Raw genomic sequence first — 19,117 nt, forward strand, 5'->3', positions numbered from 1 at the left:
ACTCGGACTGCCAGGCGGCACCACTCCCCCGAAGCACGGGTGCTGTCCGTTCCCTGCGGGGCACGGGTCACCGTCAGAGCAGATCAGAACCGCACATCGCCCAGACGACCTTTCCGTTCCCCTCCAGGGGATTCCAGCCCCATTCACGGCTGAAGGCCGAGATCAGTCCGAGCCCGCGTCCGGACTCAGCGAAATGGTGTGCTTCGACCTGTACCGGGCCGTGCGGGCTGGGGTCGGCGACCATGCACACCACGGCGTCGTGCTCGGGCAACGACCTGAGCTGGAGGGCGACCCGGGTCAGCGCGGGGAGGTCGTCGGCGACCGCGTGCCTGCAGGCGTTCCCGACCAGTTCGGAGATGATCAGCCGCAGGTTCTCCGCCACTTCCGGCATCCCCCAGGCGGACAGGCTCGCGACACCGAACTCACGCGCCGACCGGACCGAGTCCGGCACAGCCCCGTAGGCGGCGGCAGCGGCGCCGGGTGTACGCGCGCTCTCGCCGATCCCGAGCCGACCGAGCGACGGGTCCCACCACCCGCACCGTGTCCTCTCCGGGGACCGCACACGGGAAGGGTGGTCCCAGGATGCCCCGGCGTCCAGCTCCGAGGGCATCAGCTCTGCGTTCATCACGGTCCTCACGAGTGATGTCGGTTCGCGCGTCCGGCGTCCGCCGCGCCCTGCCCCACGCACGTGTTCCTTACATACGCAAGCCACAGATGCACGTGCAGATCGACTTTCGCGCAAGACTATAGGACGCTGTGTACCTTTCGGTAGGCCCCCTGACGAAGAATTCGGACCCGATCTCCGGAGTTTCCCGACATGTCACTCGCGAGGGACCGAAAATCCGCGATCCGCCCTCTGCCACGGAACAGCGACATCGGTATACTGAGCGGTCGCTCGCGCCAATACCACTCCCAGGGAGGCGAAGTGGCAGCCGACCCAATGCCGAACCACCAGGTCACACAGGATTTTCTGGCCAATTCCAGTGGTGGTCCCACCGTGCTGCGCATTCTGCTCGGCACCCAGCTGCGGCGCCTGCGCCAGGAGAAGGGTATTTCCCGGGAGGACGCCGGATACGCGATCCGCGCCTCCCACGCCAAGATCAGCCGAATGGAGCTCGGCCAGGTCAGTTTCAAACACCGCGACGTGGACGACCTGCTGAAACTGTACGGCGTGGAGGAGCCTGAGCAGCGCGAGGCGCTGGTCGGGATGATCTCCAGCGCCAACGCCCAGGGGTGGTGGCACAAGTACGGTGACGTGCTGCCGCAGTGGTTCGGCGTCTACGTGGGCCTGGAGGAGGCCGCGGCGGTGATCCGGACCTTCGAGGTGCAGTTCGTACCCGGCCTGCTCCAGACCGAGGGGTACGCCCGCTCGGTCATCCAGCTCTCCCGCACGGCGACCTCCGAGGAGGACGTGACCAGTCGTGTGAACATGCGCATGCATCGGCAACGGCGTTTCACCCAGGCCGAGGGCGAGCCACCGCGCCTGTGGGCGGTCATCGACGAGGCGGTCCTGCACCGCCCCTACGGGGACGCCGAAGTGATGCGGGAGCAGATCGAGCACCTCCTGGAGATGTCGCGCCGGCCCCACATCACGATCCAGATCGCGACGTTCGCCATGGGCGGCCACCCGGCCGCGGGCGGCCCCTTCAGCATCCTGCGGTTCCCCACGCCCCAGCTGCCCGACGTGGTCTACCTGGAGCAGCTGAACAGCGCGCTGTACTTCGACAAGTACGACGACACGAGCCGCTACGCGCAGACGATGGACCACCTCGCCACCCAGGCCCCGCTGCCGAGCGCCACCACGGAGATCCTCGAGCGCTTCCGCAAGCACTACGGCGGCTGAGCACACCCTCCGGCCAGCCCCGCCCCACCCGTTCCACCCGGTTCGGTCAGGTCCGGACCGCTCCCCACCGCACACCCTGAGCCGCCCCGCGAACGCCCTGCGTACCCGCGGGGCCATTCTCATGTCCGCCTTCGGCCACGAGTGGGCAACAATCCTGGAACGCCGAACCATCGAGGGATCCGGCACGTTAGGCGTGACATGCGGTTCCACCTTCGCCCCGGCCCCAGGTGACGTACAGGCACTTACCGATGCAATCACGTATGCACGTGCATGCACTACGCTTTGGGCTCGCACGGGGACGAACGGACTGCCCCCGAAAACCCGTCCGTCCTGGGCCAGGGCGGACGGCGGTCAGGGTGGCCCGACCCTACGAGCACGGCGTGCCGGAGCCGCTGTGGACACCCCGCTCACGAGTCCCCGATGTTCCAGGAGGTTGAGGATGCACCCGATCTACAACGGCGTCCCCGCGGACCGGTTGAAGGTCGTATGGACCAAGAGCAGTTGGAGTAACCCGGACGGGAACTGCGTGGAGGTGGCGGAGCTCCCCGGCGGCGACATCGCCGTCCGCAACTCCCGGGACCCCGAGGGCCCCGCACTGGTCTACACGCCCGCGGAGATCAGGGCGTTCGTCCGCGGCGCCAAGACCGGCGAGTTCGACGCACTCATCGACTGACCCGGCTCCCCCGGATCCGACACCCCGGGATCCGGACCACGGATCCCACACCCCAGACCCTCCCCGGAATCCCCCGCCCTGGGCACCTCTTCCCCCACCGGCAGACCAGCCCAGGAAACGTGTCCGCGCCGTCAGCCGCGCGGTCGACCCCGTCCCGTGGCGGCTGTGTTTCCGTCCACGGCGCGGACACGAACGGAGCCCGGCACCTACCAGGTGCCGGGCTCCGTGTGCTACCGCCGCACAGCCTCACTACCGCCTTCGCGGCCTGACTGTTCGGCTACCCCGCCAGCGCGCTAGAGGCGGGTGGGGTCGACCAGGCCGTTGGTGCCGACCGGGGCCTGCTCCCACGGGAAGTGAGTGGCGCCGAGGGCGGGCTTGAGGTCGAACAACCAGGCGGCCTTCTCGTCGTACTTGGCGAAGAAGGGCTTGCCGACCAGCTCCGGGTCGCGCGCCTGGATGAAGTGCAGGACGAAGACCTTCTCTCCCAAGACCTCCGTCACACCGTCCACGCACACCTTGCCCGGGGTCGCCGACATCGACGGGCCGCGCACGGTCCGGGCCAGGCCCGAGACCTTCGTGTAGGCACCGCGGAAGATGTCGTACGCCTCGGCCAGCGGCACCGCGAAGTAGTCCTGCGGGCCGGTGTCACGCTCGACGAACATGTAGTAGGGCACCATGCCGTGGCGCAGGTGCGTCCGCCACATGTCCTCCCACGTGGCCGAGTCGTCGTTGATCGTGCGGATCAGCGGGGCCTGGGTGCGGATGACCGCCCCCGTGGCGCGGATCCGGCGCACGGCCTCCTGCACGAGCTCGGGCTTCATCTCGTTCGGGTGCGAGAAGTGGGCCATGAACGCGAGGTTCTTGCCCGAAGCCACGACCTTCTCGAACAGGCGGAGCGTGTCGTCCGCGTCCGGGTCGGTGGTGAAGCGCTGCGGCCAGTAGGCCAGCGCCTTGGTCCCGATCCGGATCGCCTCGAGGTGCTCGATCTCCAGCAGCGGCTCGATGTAGCGGGAGATGACCCCCTCACCCATGATCATCGGGTCGCCACCGGTGAACAGGACACTGGTGACCTCGGGGTGCGAGCGCACGTACTCGACCATCTGGTCGATCTCACCGGACGCGAACTTCAGGTCGGCGTCGCCGACGAACTGCGCCCAGCGGAAGCAGTAGGTGCAGTACGCGTGACACGTCTGCCCCTGCTTCGGGAAGAAGAGCACCGTCTCCTTGTACTTGTGCTGGATCCCCGGGATGGGCTCCTCGTTGCCCGTGGTGGGCACGTTGAGGTCCATCTGGCCGGCCGGGTGCGGGTTGAGCTTGGCCCGGACCTGGTTGGCGGCCTCGTTGAGCTCCTTGCGACCGGCGCCCGAGCTGATCAGGTCGGCGATCCTGGCGACGTCGTCCTGCGGCAGCATGTCGGCCTGCGGGAAGACGAGGCGGTAGATCGGATCGTCCGGAGCGGCATCCCAGTCGATCAGCTCGTCGATGACGTAGCTGTTGACGCGGAACGGAAGCACATTGGCGACCGCCTTGACCGCGAGCTGCTCGTCGGCGGCGAGACCGGCTCGCGCCGTGAGCTCGTCAAGGTGTTTCGTCGTGTAGGCACGAAACCGACGTCCGGCGGACGGGGACTGTGCCACGTCTGGCGTAACGCTCACGCCTCTCCTCTCCTGCGGTTGAACAGGGGCCCTCCATGGTGAAGGAGGGCAGCCCTGAACCGGTGGTTCCGGCATACGGGTACCGGGGAGACCACCGTGGGATGAAATTCGGTTATCAGCTGTGCTCGGAGTGTTGCCAGTGACCGAGCCAGCGAGCGGATATACCCCGACTAGGGGATTTGTACCCACTCTGCGCAATATCCAGCCCTGACCTGGACATACTGGAAGTATCCTCGCATGGGTGCGCGAAGGTGCCGTCCGCAGGCGGAGCGAGGACGACCCGATAGCGTGTCACCACACCACCCGCACAGCCCCTGAGGGCGTGCTCACCCCTGCCGCGAAACCGTGCTGGCACCCGTGAGACCGACCCGTACCGAGCTGCGCGAACGGCACACACTACCCGCCCGCCGAACACCAACCGACCGTGTGAGGAAGCTGTGACTGGCACAACCGACGCGGACTCCCCGGTCCCGCGTACGCCACCGCCGATCATCGCGGTGGACGCCATGGGCGGAGACAACGCGCCCCGCGAGATCGTGCGCGGCGCCGTCATGGCCGTGCGCGACCTGGGCCTGCGGGTCCTGCTCGTGGGGCGGCGGACCGAGATCGCCGCCATGCTCGCCGAGGAGGGCGCCCTGCGCGACATCCCGGTGGTGCACGCCGAGGACGACATAGCGATGCACGAGGGGGCGCTGGCCAGCTGGCGGCGGCCCCGCTCCAGCGCCGCGGTGGCCTGCCGGCTGATCCGCCGGGGCGACGCGCACGCCCTGGTGTCCGCGGGCTCCACCGGCGGGATCGTGGCCACCTCCACGGTGCGGCTGCGCACCCAGCCGGGTGTACTGCGCCCGGCTCTGGCGGTGACCCTTCCCACCGAACCGGTGCCGACGATCATGGTGGACGCGGGGGCCAACGCCGACGCCAAGCCGGAGATGCTGGTCCAGTTCGCGCACCTGGGCTGCGCCTACTCGCAGACCGCCTTCGGGGTCGAACGGCCCCGCGTGGGCGTGCTCAACATCGGTTCGGAGCCGGGCAAGGGCAACAAGCTCGTCCGCAGGGCCAGCGAGATGCTGGCCGCCCTGGCGGAGGGCTCGGAGACCATGGACTTCCGCGGCAACATCGAGGGCCACGACCTTTTCCGGGGGAAGGTCGACGTGGTGGTCACCGACGGCCACAGCGGCAACGTGGCGCTCAAGACCATCGAGGGGACCGCGGCCTTCACCCTGAACGCCGTGAAGGAGGCGCTCACCTCCTCCACCATGGCCAAGGCGGGGGCGATGCTCCAGCGCGGCGCCCTGCGCAAGCTCCGGGAGCGCTTCGACAGTGAGACCTACGGTGGTGCGGCCCTGCTGGGCCTCAACGGCACGGTGGTCATCGCCCACGGCGACAGCCATCCCGAGGGCGTCGCGCACGCCTGCCAGCTCGCCCACGACCTGTCGGGCGGTCGGATAGGAGAACAGATCCGCCGCCGGGTGCCGCACCGCTCCCCCCACTGGCTGCACCGGCGCACCGAGGACCGCTGACCCGTGCGCCGAGTCATCTGTCAGGGCTCGAAGCGCCGCACGTAGGCCTCCTGTTCCGGGGTCTCCACCGCGTGCGGGGAGTAGTGTTCGCGCACGTAGGCCACCGCCTCCTCCGGCGGGACCCCGTCGAGCACCGCCAGGCAGGACAGGGCGGTCCCGGTCCTGCCCCGCCCGCCCAGGCAGGCCAGCTCCACCCGTTCCCGGCCCGCCCGTTCCAGTGCCTCCCGGAAGCGCGCCAGAGCCTGCGCGTCATCGGTGGGCAGCCCGAAGTCCTCCCAGGGCACCCAGTGGTTGGTCCAGCTGAGGGTCGGCGGCGCGTGGTCCAGCAGGTACAGCCCGAACTCCGGGTGCGGCCCCGCCGGGAGCGGGTAGCCCAGGCCCCGGCCGCGGACCAGCCGCCCCGAGGGCAGGCGCAGCACGCCCGGGGCCGCCGGGTCCCACAGCCCGCCCCGCGGCTCGTTCTTCGGGTCATTGGGTTCACTCGTCCGGTGGTTCATGCGGGGAGCGTATCCGGCGTCCCCCGCGCTCCACAGGGACCGTGTGACCTGTTTGCCAGCTGTCGGGAAGGGCATGCCCGGTCGGTAGGCTTAGGGGTATGGCCGACCCGCAGGAAGTACTCTCGCGACGGGTCCAGTCCGCTCTCGGCGCCGCCTTCGGCCCCGAGTACGCCGACACCGACCCCGTCATCCGCCCGTCCCAGTTCGCTGACTACCAGGCGAACGCCGCACTCGCGCTCGCCAAGCGCCTGGGCCGAAAGCCCCGCGAGGTCTCCGCGGCGATCATGGAGCACCTCGACGTGTCCGACGTCTGCCGCGACGTCGAGGTCAGCGGGCCGGGCTTCATCAACCTCACGCTCCGCGAGGACTGGATCGCCGAGCAGACCCGTCAGCTCCTCGACGACCCCCGCGTGGGTGTGCCGCTCCAGGAGCGCCTGAACATCCCGCTCGACTACTCCGCGCCCAACGTGGCCAAGGAGATGCACGTCGGGCACCTGCGCACCACCGTGGTCGGCGACTCCCTGGCGCGGACCCTGGAGTTCCTGGGCCACAACGTCATCCGACAGAACCACATCGGTGACTGGGGCACCCCCTTCGGCATGCTCATCGAGCACCTGCTGGAGGTCGGTGAGGAGTCCGCCGACGCCGACCTGCTCACCACCGACCCCAACGCCTTCTACCAGGCGGCCCGGACCAAGTTCGACTCCTCCGGCGAGGGCGAGGACGAGTTCGCCGCCCGCGCGCGCCGCCGGGTGGTCGCCCTCCAGGGCGGCGACGGGGAGACACTGCGCCTGTGGCGCAAGCTGGTGGGTCTTTCCAAGGTCTACTTCAACAAGGTCTACACCAAGCTCGGCGTCACCCTCACCGACGACGACCTCGCCGGGGAGAGCAGCTACAACGCGGTGCTCGCCGACGTCTGCGACGAGCTCGAGGCCAAGGGCATCGCCGAGGTCAGCGACGGCGCGCTGTGCGTGTTCCTGGAGGGCTTCACCGGCCGCGAGGACAAGCCGGTGCCGCTGATCATCCGCAAGAGCGACGGCGGCTACGGCTACGCCACCACGGACCTGGCGACCGTGCGCTACCGGGTGGACGACCTCAAGGCCGACCGCATCCTGTACGTGGTCGGCGCCCCGCAGGCCATGCACTTCAAGATGGTGTGGGCCACCGCCGGCAAGGCCGGCTGGCTGCCGGACAGCGTCGAGACCACGCACGTGCAGATCGGCAACGTGTTGGGCCCGGACGGCAAGATCCTGCGTACCCGCAGCGGCCAGCCGGTCCGGCTCATGCAGCTGCTGGACGAGGCGATCGAGCGGGCCGCGGCCGTGGTCGCGCAGAACCGCCCCGACCTCGACGCCGAGCAGCAGGCGGAGATCGCCTACAAGGTCGGCATCGGCGCGGTGAAGTACGCGGACCTGTCGGTCTCGCACGACACCGAGTACGTGTTCGACTTCGACCGCATGCTGGCGCTGACCGGCAACACGGGCCCGTACCTGCAGTACGCGCAGGCCCGGATCCGCTCCATCTTCCGCAAGGGCGGGGTGGACCCGCAGGCGATCGACGGGCGGATCAGCGTGGCCGAGGGCGCCGAGCGCGACCTCGCGCTCAAGCTGCTGGGCTTCGGCGCGGTGGTGGAGCAGGTCGGCGACCACCTCCAGCCGCACCGCCTGTCCACGTACCTGTTCGAGCTGGCGCAGAACCTCACGGCGTTCTACGAGCACTGCCCGGTGCTGACCGCCGGGACCGAGGCCGAGCGCGAGTCGCGGCTGGCGCTGGTCTCCGTGGCACTGCGCGTGCTGGTCCAGGGGCTGGAGCTGCTCGGCGTGGAGTCGCCCGAGTACATGTAGCCGTAGGCAGCGGTATCCGGAGCAGACGAAGGAGGGTCGGGGCCCAGCGCCCCGGCCCTCCTGTCGTATGCGCGGCTCGTGTGCGCGGAGGGCGGCCGGAACCCCGCTCCCCCGATGGCCGGAACCGGCCGCGGGCGGGGTCGCCGAAGCAGCTCGGACAGCACACATGAATAGGCCGATCTGCCTTGTCGGAGGCGGTTCGAGCACCTTCCCGAAAAGCCCGAGTCGAATGTCTCTGCGCAGGTCAGGCCGGAACTCGGGGTTCCGGTGGCGCATCAGACCTAAAGTGTGTGGACGTTTGCCGCATACAGGACATAAAGGGAGTTTTCACCTATGACATCCACCCCCGCGGAGTTCAGCCCGGGCCCCGGTACCTGGCACCTCGACCCGTTGCACTCCAGCCTGATCTTCGTCGCCCACTACCTGCGTTTCGGCCGGGTTCAGGGCACCTTCGGCCAGGCCGAGGGGCAGGTCCGGGTGGCCGAGGACCCCGCCCGGTCCTCGGTATCCGTCGCGATCGACGCCACCAGCGTCAACACCGGGGTCAACGCGCGCGACGCGCACCTGCGCTCCCCCGACTTCCTGGACGTGCGCCAGCACCCGCAGATCCGCTTCACCTCCACCGGTTTAGAGCAGACCAGACGGCACGACTCCTTCCGCCTGCGCGGCGACCTCGAGATCCGCGGCAGGCAGGTCCCGGTCAGCCTGAGTTCGGAGTGGGTGGGCGACGCCCCCGACCTCGGCTCCCCCGACGACACCCACGGCCACTACTTCTCCGCCACCACCCGGATCAGCCTGTCCGACTTCGGGGTCGGCGACGGCGGATCGACGCCCTGGGGCGGGCGGGTCGTGGGCGACACCGTGGACATCGTGCTGGAGGTGCGCCTACAGAACCAGGACCCCGCGCCCTTCCTCAAACAGATCGGGCACACCCCCTGATCACACGGGTCGGGGCATGTGCCCGATCCTCCGGTCCGTCGGCAGGGCCACCGGCGGGAACCACCCGCACGGCCACCTCAGCCGCGGAGCACAGGTACCTCAGCCGCTGGGGACAACCGCATCAGCCCTTGAGCAGGGCCTCGACCTCGTCCCGCGAGGCCATCGAGGAGCTGGCTCCGTGCCGTCCCACGGAGATCGCGGCCGCCGCCGCGGCGAACTCCATCGCCTCCCGCGCCGACCGGCCCTCCGCCCGGGCCACCGCGAACGAACCGCAGAAGGTGTCCCCGGCCGCGGTGGTGTCCACCGCTTCCACGCGAAGCGCCGGAACACGCACCGGCTCCTCACCGCGGCGCCCGTACAGCGAGCCGTCCTCGCCCAGCGTCAGCAGTACCTCGGGCACCCTCTCCAGCAGCGACGCCAGCGCGGCGTACGGCTCGGTGTGCCCGGTGATCGCCGCTGCCTCGTGCTGGTTGGGCACCAGGACGTCCACGTTCTCCAGCAGCTCCTCCGGGAGATCGCGCGCGGGGGCGGGCGTCAGGTAGACCGGGACGCCCAACCCGCGACCCAGGCGGGCCCCGGCGACCACCGCGTGCATGGGCAGCTCCAGCTGGAGCAGCAGCGCCGCGGACCCGGCCACCAGCGCCTCGTCGCCCTCGGCGACCCCGGCCTCGCCGTTGGCCCCGGGGACGACGATGATGCGGTTGCCGCCGCGACCGTCCACGACGATGTGGGCGACCCCGGACACCCCGGGGACCGTGCGCAGCCCGGAGGCGTCGATCCCGTCGGCCACCAGGTTGGCGCGCAGTTCGGTGCCGAAGGCGTCGTCGCCGACCGCCCCGAGGAAGGTCACGTCGGCCCCGGCCCGCGCGGCCGCCACCGCCTGGTTGGCGCCCTTGCCGCCGGGGACCTGCCGGAAGTCGGTGCCGGTGACGGTCTCGCCGCCGCCGGGCACCTCGTCCACGTAGGCCACCAGGTCCATGTTGACGCTGCCGAATACGGCGAGACGCGGTGCTGCGGAGCTCACTTCGTTACTCACTTCGCTGTTCACTGCTCGGGGTTTCCCGGGTCTTCGACCGGGTCACGAGTCGGGTTCTCTGGCTCTACGGCCGGGTCACTTCTCGGGCCGGGCCACTACTTGGACCGGATCACTTCTTGGATTGGGGCCGGTCGACCGGCTGGCTGTCGGCACCGTCGAGGGCGACGATCACCGGGGCGTGGTCGGAGGCGCCCTTGCCCTTGCGCTCCTCGCGGTCGATGCTCGCTCCGGTCACCCTGGCCCGCAGCGCGGGCGAGGCGAGCACGAAGTCGATGCGCATGCCCTTGCGCTTGGGGAAGGCCAGCCCCTTGTAGTCCCAGTACGTGTACACGCCGGGTCCGGGGGTGTACTCGCGCACCACCTCGGCGAAGCCCGCGTCCACCAGCTTGGCGAAGGCGGCCCGCTCGGGTTCGGTGACGTGGGTCAGCCCCTCGAAGGCGGCCATGTCCCAGACGTCGTCGTCCTGCGGCGCGATGTTGAAGTCGCCGACGTAGGCGATCTGCGCTTCGGGGTCCTCGGCCAGGCGTGCGGCGCCCCCCTCGCGCAGGGCCTCCAGCCAGCGGAGCTTGTAGGCGTAGTGGGGGTGGTCGACCTCACGGCCGTTGGGCACGTACAGGCTCCACACCTGGACGCCGCCGCAGGTGGCCGCGATGGCGCGGGCCTCGCGCTCCTCGGGGTCACCGAAGCCGGGCTGCCCGGGGAAGCCGATCCGGACGTCCTCCAGCCCCACCCGCGAGGCGATCGCGACCCCGTTCCACTGGGAGAGGCCGTGGTGGGCGACCTCGTACCCGCGGTCGGTGAAGACCGACTCGGGGAACTGGTCGTCGCGGGCCTTGGTCTCCTGCATGGCGAGGACGTCGACGTCGCTTCGGTCCAACCAGTCGCCGATCCGCTCGGCCCTGGCGCGGCTGCTGTTCACATTCCATGTCGCGATACGCACAGCCAAAGGCTAGAGGATCGCGCCGACGACCTGGCCGGAGCTGGAGCAACACACCGGTGGACCACCGAACACACGGGGTGAACAGGTGCGGACGCGTGAAGTAGCCCCGGTGCGGCCGTCCTCCGCACCGGGGCTTGGGCGACTCCCGGCACATGCTCGGTTGGTTTCCGTCGCGCCCCGTTGGACGGCCAACCCGTGCAAACGGTTCGCATTGCGCGCAAGGTTTTTGTCGCAAAGCGGGCAGAAAGTTACCTCCAGACCTATGAACTGGGGCTTTGCCGCGCTGGGAGAGCACACCGCTCAGGCAGGCAGGAGGCGCCAGGCGCGAAGAGCCCACCAGTTCCTCGGCGCGCCCAAGAGTCAGATCCACCACGAGTCAGATCCACCACCCCGGGGTAGGGCTGTGACTCAGACCACATCGACCCTTCCCTCAGTGAGGTGAGTACGCCCATGTCGACGGTCGAACCCCAACCCGGCGCCCGACCCGAGGTCAACCAACCCGAGGTCCCCGGGTCCAAGCGGCCCGAGGTCGACGAGCGCCGGGCTCGTCAGGTGGCCGAACAGGCCCGAGAGAGCGGTTGGAGTCAGCCCAGCTTCGCCAAGGAGCTGTACCTGGGCCGCCTGCGTCTGGACCTGGTCCACCCCTTCCCGCGACCCGAGACCTCCGCGCGCCGACGCGGCGAGGCCTTCCTCGCCAAGCTCAGGAAGGTGTGCGAGGGCATCGACCCCCAGCGGATCGAGCGCGAGGAACGCATCCCAGACGAGACCGTCGCAGCCCTGCGCGACGTCGGCGCGTTCGGGATGAAGATCTCCAGCGAGTACGGCGGACTCGGCCTCACACAGGTCTACTACAACCGCGCCCTGATGCTGGTCGGCTCCGTCTCGCCCGCGATCGGCGCCCTGCTCTCCGCCCACCAGTCCATCGGTGTCCCGCAGCCGGTCTCCATGTTCGGCACCGACGAGCAGAAGCGGGAGTTCCTACCCCGCTGCGCCGCGGGCGCTATCAGCGCCTTCCTGCTCACCGAACCCGACGTCGGCAGCGACCCGGCGCGGCTGCACGCCACGGCCACACCCACCGAGGACGGCTCGGAGTACGTGCTGGACGGGGTCAAGCTGTGGACCACCAACGGCGTGGTCGCCGAACTCCTCGTCGTGATGGCGCGCGTGCCCGAGAGCCCCGGCCACCGCGGCGGCATCACGGCGTTCGTCGTCGAGGGCGGTTCCCCCGGGATCACCGTGGAGCACCGCAACCGCTTCATGGGGCTCAAGGGGCTGGAGAACGGCGTCACCCGCCTGCACCGGGTGCGCGTGCCCGCCACCAACCGGATCGGCGGGGAGGGGCACGGACTGCGCATCGCCCTGGCCACCCTCAACACCGGCCGCCTGTCCCTGCCCGCTCTGTGCGCGAGCGCGGGCAAGTGGGCCACCAGGGTCGCCCGTGAGTGGGCGCGCGAACGCGTCCAGTGGGGCCGCCCGGTCGGCAAGCACGAGGAGGTGGCCAAGAAGCTGTCCTTCATCACCGCCACCGCCTACGCCATGGAGGCCATGCTGGACCTGTCCAGCCAGATGGCCGACGACAAGCGCCACGACATCCGCATCGAGGCAGCCATCGCCAAGCTGTGGGCCTCGGAGATGGCGTACAAGATCGCCGACGAACTCGTCCAGGTCCGCGGCGGTCGCGGTTTCGAGACCGCCGACTCCCTGGCCGCGCGCGGCGAGCGCGGGGTACCCGCCGAACAGATGCTCCGTGACCTGCGAATCAACAGGATCTTCGAGGGAAGCACGGAGATCATGCATCTCCTGATCGCCCGTGAGGCGGTGGACGCGCACCTGTCCGTGGCCGGGGACATCATCGACCCCGAGGCCGACCGCTCCGACAAGGCGCGGGCGCTGGCCAGGGCGAGCGGGTTCTACGCCAAGTGGCTGCCGAGCCTGGTGGTCGGCCAGGGCCAGGTGCCGTCGGCCTTCGTGGAGTTCGGTCCGCTCGCCGCCCACCTGCGTTTCGTGGAGCGCACCTCGCGCAAGCTGGCCCGGTCCACGTTCTACGCGATGTCGCTCTGGCAGGGAAGGATGGAGGTCAAGCAGGGCTTCCTGGGCCGCGTGGTGGACATCGGCGCCGAGCTGTTCGCGATGACCGCCGTCATCGTGCGCGCCCAGGCCGACGCGGACGCCCACCCCGAGCGCGGCACCACCCCGCAGGAGCTGGCCGACGTATTCTGCCACCAGGCCCGGCTGCGGATCCACACCCTCTTCGAAGGGCTGTGGTCCAACACCGACGACCTGGACGGCAAGCTCGCCCGCCGCCTGATGAACGACTCCTACACCTGGCTCGAGGAGGGCGTGCTCGACCCCTCCCTGCCGGGGCCGCTGATCGCCCCGGCCGCGCCCGGCCCGTCCAAGGAGGAGAACCAGCACCGCCGCATGGGCTGAGTCCGCCTCTTTGACTCCTCCCGCCGAAAAATGTCGTCGGCGGGGGTTACGGTGGCCGAATGGCTGCACCGCACCCCCGCCACGACGCGGAGTTCTCCCTGTCCCAGGCCAGGCGGATCGCCCTGGCCGCCCAGGGTTTCCAGGACCCCAGGCCCACCGGCGAACCCACCCTCACCCATCTGGCCCGGGTCGTGCGCCGGGTGGGTCTGCTCCAGATCGACAGCGTGAACGTGCTGGCCCGCAGCCAGTACCTCCCGGTGTTCGCCCGCCTGGGCGGCTACTCCCCCGCCCTGCTGGACCGGGCCACCACCACCGCCGCGGGCGCCAGCCCGGCCCGGCTGGTCGAGTGCTGGGCGCACGAGGCGAGCCTGGTTCCGCCCGCCACACACCGCCTCATGCGGCACCGGATGGAGCGCAACCGAGCCCAGGAACGCGTGGGGTGGATGAACAGCGTCCGCGAGAACAGCCCCGAGCTGGTCAAGGCGGCGCACGAGGAGGTGGCCCGGATCGGCCCGGCCACCGCCCGCGAGGTCGAGGCCGCCCTGGCCCACGACCTGCCCAGGGCCAAGGACCACTGGGGCTGGAACTGGTCCGAGGTCAAGAAGTGCCTGGAGTACCTGTTCTGGATCGGCGACCTCACCTCCAACGGCCGCAACACCCAGTTCGAGCGCCGCTACGACCTTCCCGAACGCGTCCTGCCCGCCGACGTCCACGCACTGCCCCACCCCGCACCGGAAGAGGCCCACCGGGAGCTGGTGGCCATCGCCGCCCGCGCCCACGGGATCGCCACCGAACCCGACCTGCGCGACTACTTCCGACTCAAGGGCACCGAGTCCCGCGCAGCGGTCAGTGACCTCGTGGACTCCGGCGAACTCGTCCCGGTCACCGTGCGCGGCTGGCACCGCCCGGCCTACCTGCACAAGGACGCCCGCGTGCCCCGCAAGGTGGACGCCCGCGCCCTGCTGAGCCCCTTCGACTCCCTGGTGTGGACGCGCGAGCGCGCCGAGGAGCTGTTCGGCTTCCGGTACCGCCTGGAGATCTACGTGCCCGCCGCCAAGCGCGTGCACGGCTACTACGTGCTGCCGTTCCTGCTCGGCGAGGACCTGGTCGCCCGGGTCGACCTCAAGGCGGACCGCGCCTCGGGCACCCTGCTCGCCCGCCAGGTCACCCTGGAGGAGGACGCTCCGGCCGACACCATGCCCGAGCTCGTCGAGCAACTGAAGGAGATGGCCGCCTGGCTCGGCCTGGAGAACGGCATCGGCGGCGAGGGCCTGCGCCGTTAATTCGGAGAGATGAGCTTGACCGAAGGGAAGTAGGTTCGGAACCGTCGAGCATCCCTGGTGAGGAGCTGGTGGCCCTCGATCGCCGCATGTGCACCGATATAGAAGTCTGGGAGCGGAGCATGCTTCGTCCCGCCCTGCTTTCGGTAACGCAGATGGCACTTCCCCGCCAGGAAGGCAGCCTCCCAGGGGAGGTCCGACCGAACGAAGTCGCCCGCCAACTCCAGGTCCAGCTCCTCGATCCGATCGAATCCAACGGAAACCTCGGCGTAGATGATCGGATTGATCACCAGGGGCCCCTGGTCAGCTGCTTCGGCAAGGGCTTGTTCGGACCAACCCGCCCAGGTGGGGTCACGCGTGAAGACGTCGAGAAGCACGTTGGTGTCAACCAGTGTCGAAGGGGACATCGACTTGGCACTTTCCAGGCAGGACCTACCGACCTCAACAGTCGTCATCGTCTCCCCTGGTCAACGCCATGATCTCGTCCGTGGTCATAGTGGTCGTGGCTTTCCCACGCAGGCGCTCGACCAGGCGCTTACCCCGTGAGGGAACAGTTGCCGCTCGGACCACACGGGCCCCATTGCCTTCAAGGACGAACTCGACTTCGTCTCCCGGGTTGAGGCCAAGCTTTCTACGCACCTCAACGGGGATGGTGACCTGACCCTTCTCAGTGATTCTCATGGGTCCAGAGTAATACTTTCGAGGTATTACTTCGGGAAGACTCCAACGACGCCGAGAACATCGGCGGCACGTCAGGTCAACCCAACAGCCCGGCCTCGGCGAGGCGGGCGCGGAGCTCCTGGTCTTCGTCAGCGCTCGGCTCGGCTCCGACGGCCACCCGCACTACCCAGGTCACGTACCCGTTGAGGCTGAGGCCACGACGGTCGGCTGAGCACCGCATGCGTGACATCAGCTGGTCGTCGAGCTCCAGCGTGAGCTCTTCCGTGGAGCCCTCCTAGGTAAACCCGCTGGTCCGGGGGCGTGAAACGACGAATGGGCCGCGCACCTGGTCGGTGCGCGGCCCGTCGTTCGGCGACTGGGATCAGACGCGTTCGATGATGGTGACGTTGGCCTGGCCGCCGCCCTCGCACATGGTCTGGAGGCCGTAGCGGCCGCCGGTGCGGTGCAGCTCGTTGACCAGCTTGGTCATCAGCACGGAGCCGGTCGCGCCCAGCGGGTGGCCCAGGGCGATGGCGCCGCCGTTCGGGTTGACCTTGGCCGGGTCGGCGCCGAGCTCGTCGATCCATGACATCGGGACCGGGGCGAAGGCCTCGTTGATCTCGGTGACGTCGATGTCGTCGATGCTCAGGCCCGCCTTCTCCAGGGCGATCTTGGTCGCCGGGATGGGGGCGGTGAGCATGTAGACCGGGTCGTCGCCGACCAGCGACAGCTGGACGACGCGGGCGAGCGGGGTCAGGTTGTGCCGCTCCACGGCCTTCTCGGAGGCGATGAGCAGCGCACCGGCGCCGACGGAGATCTGGCTGGCGATCGCGGCGGTGAGCTCCCAGCCCTCGCGCAGCGGCTTGAGCCCGGCCATCTTCTCCATGGTGGTGTCCGGGCGGACGCCCTCGTCCCTGCTCACCCCGGCGATCGGGGCGATCTGGGAGTCGAAGTAACCGGCCTCCTGCGCGGCGGCGGCGCGCCTGTGGCTCTCCAGCGCGAACTCCTCCAGCCGTTCGCGCTTGTAGCCCCACTTCTCACACATGAGCTGGGCGCCGCGGAACTGGGAGATCTCCTGGAAGCCGTAGCGCTCGATCCAGCCCTCGCCGTACAGCGGAAGGTCGTTGTCGATGGCGAACTGGACGTTGGCGCCCATGGGGACCATGCCCATGTTCTCCACCCCGGTCGCCACGACCAGGTCCTGGGTGCCGGACATGACGCCCTGGGCGGCGAAGTGGATGGACTGCTGCGAGGAACCGCACTGGCGGTCGATGGTGACGCCGGGGACGGTCTCGGGCAGACCGGCGGACAGCCACGCGGTGCGGGCCAGGTCCAGGGCCTGCGGACCGGCCTGGCTGACCACGCCCATGATGACGTCCTCGACCGCGGCGGGGTCGACACCGGTGCGCTCGACCAGCTCCCTGAGGACGTGCGCGCCCAGGTCCGCCGGGTGCACGGCGGCCAGGGCACCCTTCTTCGTGCCGACGGGGGTGCGTACCGCACCGACGATGTAGGCCTCAGCCACTGGGTCCTCCAAGGGGCGTGAATGGTGACGTCCTGATGAACCGAACTGTATTCGGTTTTGGTTTCCTGGCAAGACCCCGCCCCCCGTTCTCACATCTCCCCCGCAGGCCAGCGCCCTTCAGAACCACGCTCGTGGTCACGCTCGCGGTCGCGCACGCGGTCGCGCACGTGGTCGCGCACGTGGTCGTGTCCGTTGTCGTGCAGCCACCCGGCGTCGCTGTCGTCGCCCAGAGTGGTGCCGGTGACCCGCTCCAGGACCTCGACCACGTCCGGGTGCTCGTCTGGCCCGAAGTTGGAGAGCAGTGAACGCAGTGCCGTCCGCTGCGACTCGTACAGACCGCGCACGGCGTCCTCGCCCCGCCAGTTGAGCTCCCACGGCTCGTCCTCGCCGGTCAGGTAACCCGCGTCCAGCAGCTCCCGGTGGACGTCCGCCCAGCGGGAGGCGTCCAGCCCGGACATCGCGGACAGCTCGGCCACCCTCATCGGCCCCCGGACCCCGATGTGGCTGAGCGCCCAGCAGGCCTCGGTGGAGACCTCCAGCCCGGCCGCCTCGCGCAGCCGCTCGTACATCGTCTCGGCGCCCTCGGCCCCGCAGGCCTGGTAGACCTCGAGCTCCACCTGCGCCATGGCGCTGCGGCCGGGCGCTGCCACCGGGGCCACCGTCTCGTCCAGGTCCGGGGTCCGGATCGTGGTGCGCAGTCGCTCCTGGCGCAGGAACAGCGCCAGCACGAACCCGACGACGGCGATCGGGACCGCCCACAGGAACACCATGTCGATGGCGTCGGCGTAGGCCTCCAGGAAGCTCGCCTGCACCTGCGGGGGCAGCCGGTCGATGGCGCTCGGGTCGCTCTCCAGCGAGCTCGCGTCCACCCCCGTGGGCAGGTCGGTCTGCCCGGCCCGGGCGGCCAGGTTCGAGGCGAGCTGCCCGGCGAAGACCGCGCCGAACACCGCCGTGCCGAAGGATCCGCCGATGGAGCGGAAGAAGGTCGCCGAGGAGGTCGCCACACCCAGGTCGTCGTAGGAGGCGGCGTTCTGCACCACCAGGACCACCACCTGCATCACCAGGCCCAGACCGGCGCCCAGCACGAAGAAGTAGATCCCCATCTCCACCAGCGAGCTGTCCGGGCCCATGCCCGACATCAGGAAGAGGCCGATCGCGGTGAGCGCCATCCCCGCCACCGGATAGATCTTGTAGTGACCGGTCCGGGTGACCAGGCGGCCGCTGCTGATGGAGGTGATGAGCATGCCCAGCACCATCGGCAGCAGGTGCAGGCCCGAGGCGGTCGGCGAGAGCCCGTGGACGACCTGCAGGAACAGCGGCAGGAACGCCAGCGACCCCATCATCGCGAACCCGACGCAGAAGCCGATGGACATGCCCACCACGATGGTCGGGTTGCGGAAGAGGCTGAGCGGCATCACCGGATCGCTCGCCCGGCGGGCGGTGAGCCACCAACTCACGCCCAGGCCCACACCGGCCGCCGCCAGGAGGATGATCTGCCAGGACAGCCAGGCGTAGACGCCGCCGCCCCAGGAGGCCACCAGGGTGAGGCAGACGGCGGTGGCGGCGAGCAGGACGATGCCCGCGTAGTCGATGTTCTGGCGGCCGACCGGGGCGTTGCGAGGCAGCACGGCCAGGACGGTGGCGAAGGCGAGCAGCCCCAGCGGAATATTCACGTAGAACACCCACCGCCAGGACAGGTGGTCCACGAACAGCCCGCCCAGCAGCGGCCCGGCCACGCTGGATACGCCGAAGACCGCGCCGAACAGCCCCTGGTACTTTCCGCGCTCCCGGGGTGAGACGACGTCGCCGATGATCGCCGAGGCCAGCACCATGAGACCACCGCCGCCGATCCCCTGGAGCCCTCTGGCCAGGACCAGCTGAAGCATGTCCTGCGCCATCCCGCACAGCACCGACCCCAGCAGGAAGATCGCGATGCACCACAGGAACAGCCGCTTGCGGCCGAACTGGTCGCCGAGCTTGCCCCAGAGCGGAGTGCTGGCGGTGACGGCCAGCAGGTAGGCGGTGATCACCCAGGACAGGTGGTTCAGACCGCCGAGGTCGGAGACGATCGTCGGCAGGGCGGTGGAGACGATGGTCTGGTCCAGCGCCGAGAGCAGCACGGCGAGCATCAGGGCGGTCATGATCAGCGCGATCCGACCGCCGCCCTGTTCACTCCGTTCACGCTGTTGGGCGGTGCTCTGGGACATCGAATCGCCTCCCGGGGTGCGGGCCGCCCGACTCTGCGCAGCCCTCCTGCTTCCACGGCTGCTTCCAC

17 protein-coding genes are annotated in these 19,117 nt (G+C 69.7%); 7 read left to right on the forward strand and 10 right to left on the reverse strand.

The window, feature by feature from the left end; all coding sequences use genetic code 11:
• Positions 1-73: 73 nt before the first annotated feature.
• A complete protein-coding gene (locus HNR07_RS20640) occupies positions 74-625 on the reverse strand; it encodes an ATP-binding protein (RefSeq protein WP_184366405.1) in 552 nt (183 codons plus the stop codon).
• 315 nt (positions 626-940) lie between these two features.
• Between HNR07_RS20640 and HNR07_RS20645 the strand changes: the two genes are divergently transcribed.
• On the forward strand, positions 941-1,843 hold the full coding sequence (locus tag HNR07_RS20645; RefSeq protein WP_184372407.1) for a helix-turn-helix domain-containing protein: 903 nt from the start codon (positions 941-943) through the stop codon (positions 1,841-1,843).
• 439 nt (positions 1,844-2,282) lie between these two features.
• Positions 2,283-2,516 carry a DUF397 domain-containing protein gene (locus tag HNR07_RS20650; protein ID WP_017582685.1) on the forward strand — a complete coding sequence of 78 codons (234 nt, stop codon included), beginning with the start codon at positions 2,283-2,285 and terminating at the stop codon, positions 2,514-2,516.
• Between the two features lie 293 nt (positions 2,517-2,809).
• On the opposite strand, the gene HNR07_RS20655 is transcribed toward HNR07_RS20650, so the two are convergent.
• Positions 2,810-4,153, reverse strand: coding sequence for a KamA family radical SAM protein (locus HNR07_RS20655; RefSeq protein ID WP_184372410.1), 1,344 nt, complete (start codon positions 4,151-4,153; stop codon positions 2,810-2,812).
• 455 nt (positions 4,154-4,608) lie between these two features.
• Here HNR07_RS20655 and plsX point away from each other — a divergent pair, with 455 nt between their 5' ends.
• Positions 4,609-5,691 (forward strand): phosphate acyltransferase PlsX, encoded by a 1,083-nt coding sequence (plsX, locus tag HNR07_RS20660; RefSeq protein ID WP_184366406.1) that lies wholly within the window; start codon positions 4,609-4,611, stop codon positions 5,689-5,691.
• Positions 5,692-5,711: 20 nt separating this feature from the next.
• Here plsX and HNR07_RS20665 read toward each other — a convergent pair whose 3' ends face one another.
• A complete protein-coding gene (locus tag HNR07_RS20665; protein ID WP_184366407.1) occupies positions 5,712-6,188 on the reverse strand; it encodes a protein-tyrosine phosphatase family protein in 477 nt (158 codons plus the stop codon).
• Positions 6,189-6,286: 98 nt separating this feature from the next.
• On the opposite strand from HNR07_RS20665, the gene argS reads away from it, so the two are divergent.
• Both argS and HNR07_RS20675 read left to right on the forward strand, forming a co-directional pair.
• The gene (argS, locus tag HNR07_RS20670) at positions 6,287-8,032 is read left to right on the forward strand and encodes an arginine--tRNA ligase (RefSeq protein ID WP_184366408.1); all 1,746 of its coding nucleotides are present in this window, start codon (positions 6,287-6,289) and stop codon (positions 8,030-8,032) included.
• 333 nt (positions 8,033-8,365) lie between these two features.
• On the forward strand, positions 8,366-8,971 hold the full coding sequence (locus HNR07_RS20675; protein ID WP_184366409.1) for a YceI family protein: 606 nt from the start codon (positions 8,366-8,368) through the stop codon (positions 8,969-8,971).
• A 121-nt stretch (positions 8,972-9,092) separates the two neighbouring features.
• Here HNR07_RS20675 and HNR07_RS20680 read toward each other — a convergent pair whose 3' ends face one another.
• Together HNR07_RS20680 and HNR07_RS20685 are read right to left on the reverse strand one after the other, a co-directional pair.
• Positions 9,093-9,995, reverse strand: a complete 903-nt coding sequence (locus HNR07_RS20680; RefSeq protein ID WP_184366410.1) for a ribokinase — start codon at positions 9,993-9,995, stop codon at positions 9,093-9,095.
• 121 nt (positions 9,996-10,116) lie between these two features.
• The gene (locus HNR07_RS20685) at positions 10,117-10,947 is read right to left on the reverse strand and encodes an exodeoxyribonuclease III (protein ID WP_184366411.1); all 831 of its coding nucleotides are present in this window, start codon (positions 10,945-10,947) and stop codon (positions 10,117-10,119) included.
• A 450-nt stretch (positions 10,948-11,397) separates the two neighbouring features.
• On the opposite strand from HNR07_RS20685, the gene HNR07_RS20690 reads away from it, so the two are divergent.
• A complete protein-coding gene (locus tag HNR07_RS20690; protein ID WP_184366412.1) occupies positions 11,398-13,377 on the forward strand; it encodes an acyl-CoA dehydrogenase family protein in 1,980 nt (659 codons plus the stop codon).
• Positions 13,378-13,436: 59 nt separating this feature from the next.
• Positions 13,437-14,660, forward strand: coding sequence for a winged helix-turn-helix domain-containing protein (locus HNR07_RS20695; RefSeq protein ID WP_184366413.1), 1,224 nt, complete (start codon positions 13,437-13,439; stop codon positions 14,658-14,660).
• Here HNR07_RS20695 and HNR07_RS20700 read toward each other — a convergent pair.
• The 5 genes from HNR07_RS20700 to HNR07_RS20720 all read right to left on the reverse strand — a co-directional run bounded on the left by HNR07_RS20700 (position 14,657) and on the right by HNR07_RS20720 (position 19,049).
• On the reverse strand, positions 14,657-15,112 hold the full coding sequence (locus HNR07_RS20700; protein WP_221318888.1) for a type II toxin-antitoxin system VapC family toxin: 456 nt from the start codon (positions 15,110-15,112) through the stop codon (positions 14,657-14,659). The two genes, HNR07_RS20695 and HNR07_RS20700, sit on opposite strands and share 4 nt — an antisense overlap.
• Positions 15,099-15,338 carry an AbrB/MazE/SpoVT family DNA-binding domain-containing protein gene (locus HNR07_RS20705; RefSeq protein WP_184366414.1) on the reverse strand — a complete coding sequence of 80 codons (240 nt, stop codon included), beginning with the start codon at positions 15,336-15,338 and terminating at the stop codon, positions 15,099-15,101. Before HNR07_RS20705 ends, HNR07_RS20700 begins: the two co-directional genes overlap by 14 nt.
• A 76-nt stretch (positions 15,339-15,414) precedes the next feature.
• On the reverse strand, positions 15,415-15,567 hold the full coding sequence (locus tag HNR07_RS20710; protein ID WP_184366415.1) for a hypothetical protein: 153 nt from the start codon (positions 15,565-15,567) through the stop codon (positions 15,415-15,417).
• A gap of 132 nt (positions 15,568-15,699) precedes the next feature.
• Positions 15,700-16,842, reverse strand: a complete 1,143-nt coding sequence (locus HNR07_RS20715; protein ID WP_184366416.1) for an acetyl-CoA C-acetyltransferase — start codon at positions 16,840-16,842, stop codon at positions 15,700-15,702.
• Between the two features lie 89 nt (positions 16,843-16,931).
• Positions 16,932-19,049 (reverse strand): MDR family MFS transporter, encoded by a 2,118-nt coding sequence (locus HNR07_RS20720; RefSeq protein ID WP_184366417.1) that lies wholly within the window; start codon positions 19,047-19,049, stop codon positions 16,932-16,934.
• Positions 19,050-19,117: the final 68 nt, after the last annotated feature.

Origin of the sequence: Nocardiopsis metallicus (assembly GCF_014201115.1) — a bacterium.
Classification (GTDB): domain Bacteria; phylum Actinomycetota; class Actinomycetes; order Streptosporangiales; family Streptosporangiaceae; genus Nocardiopsis; species Nocardiopsis metallicus.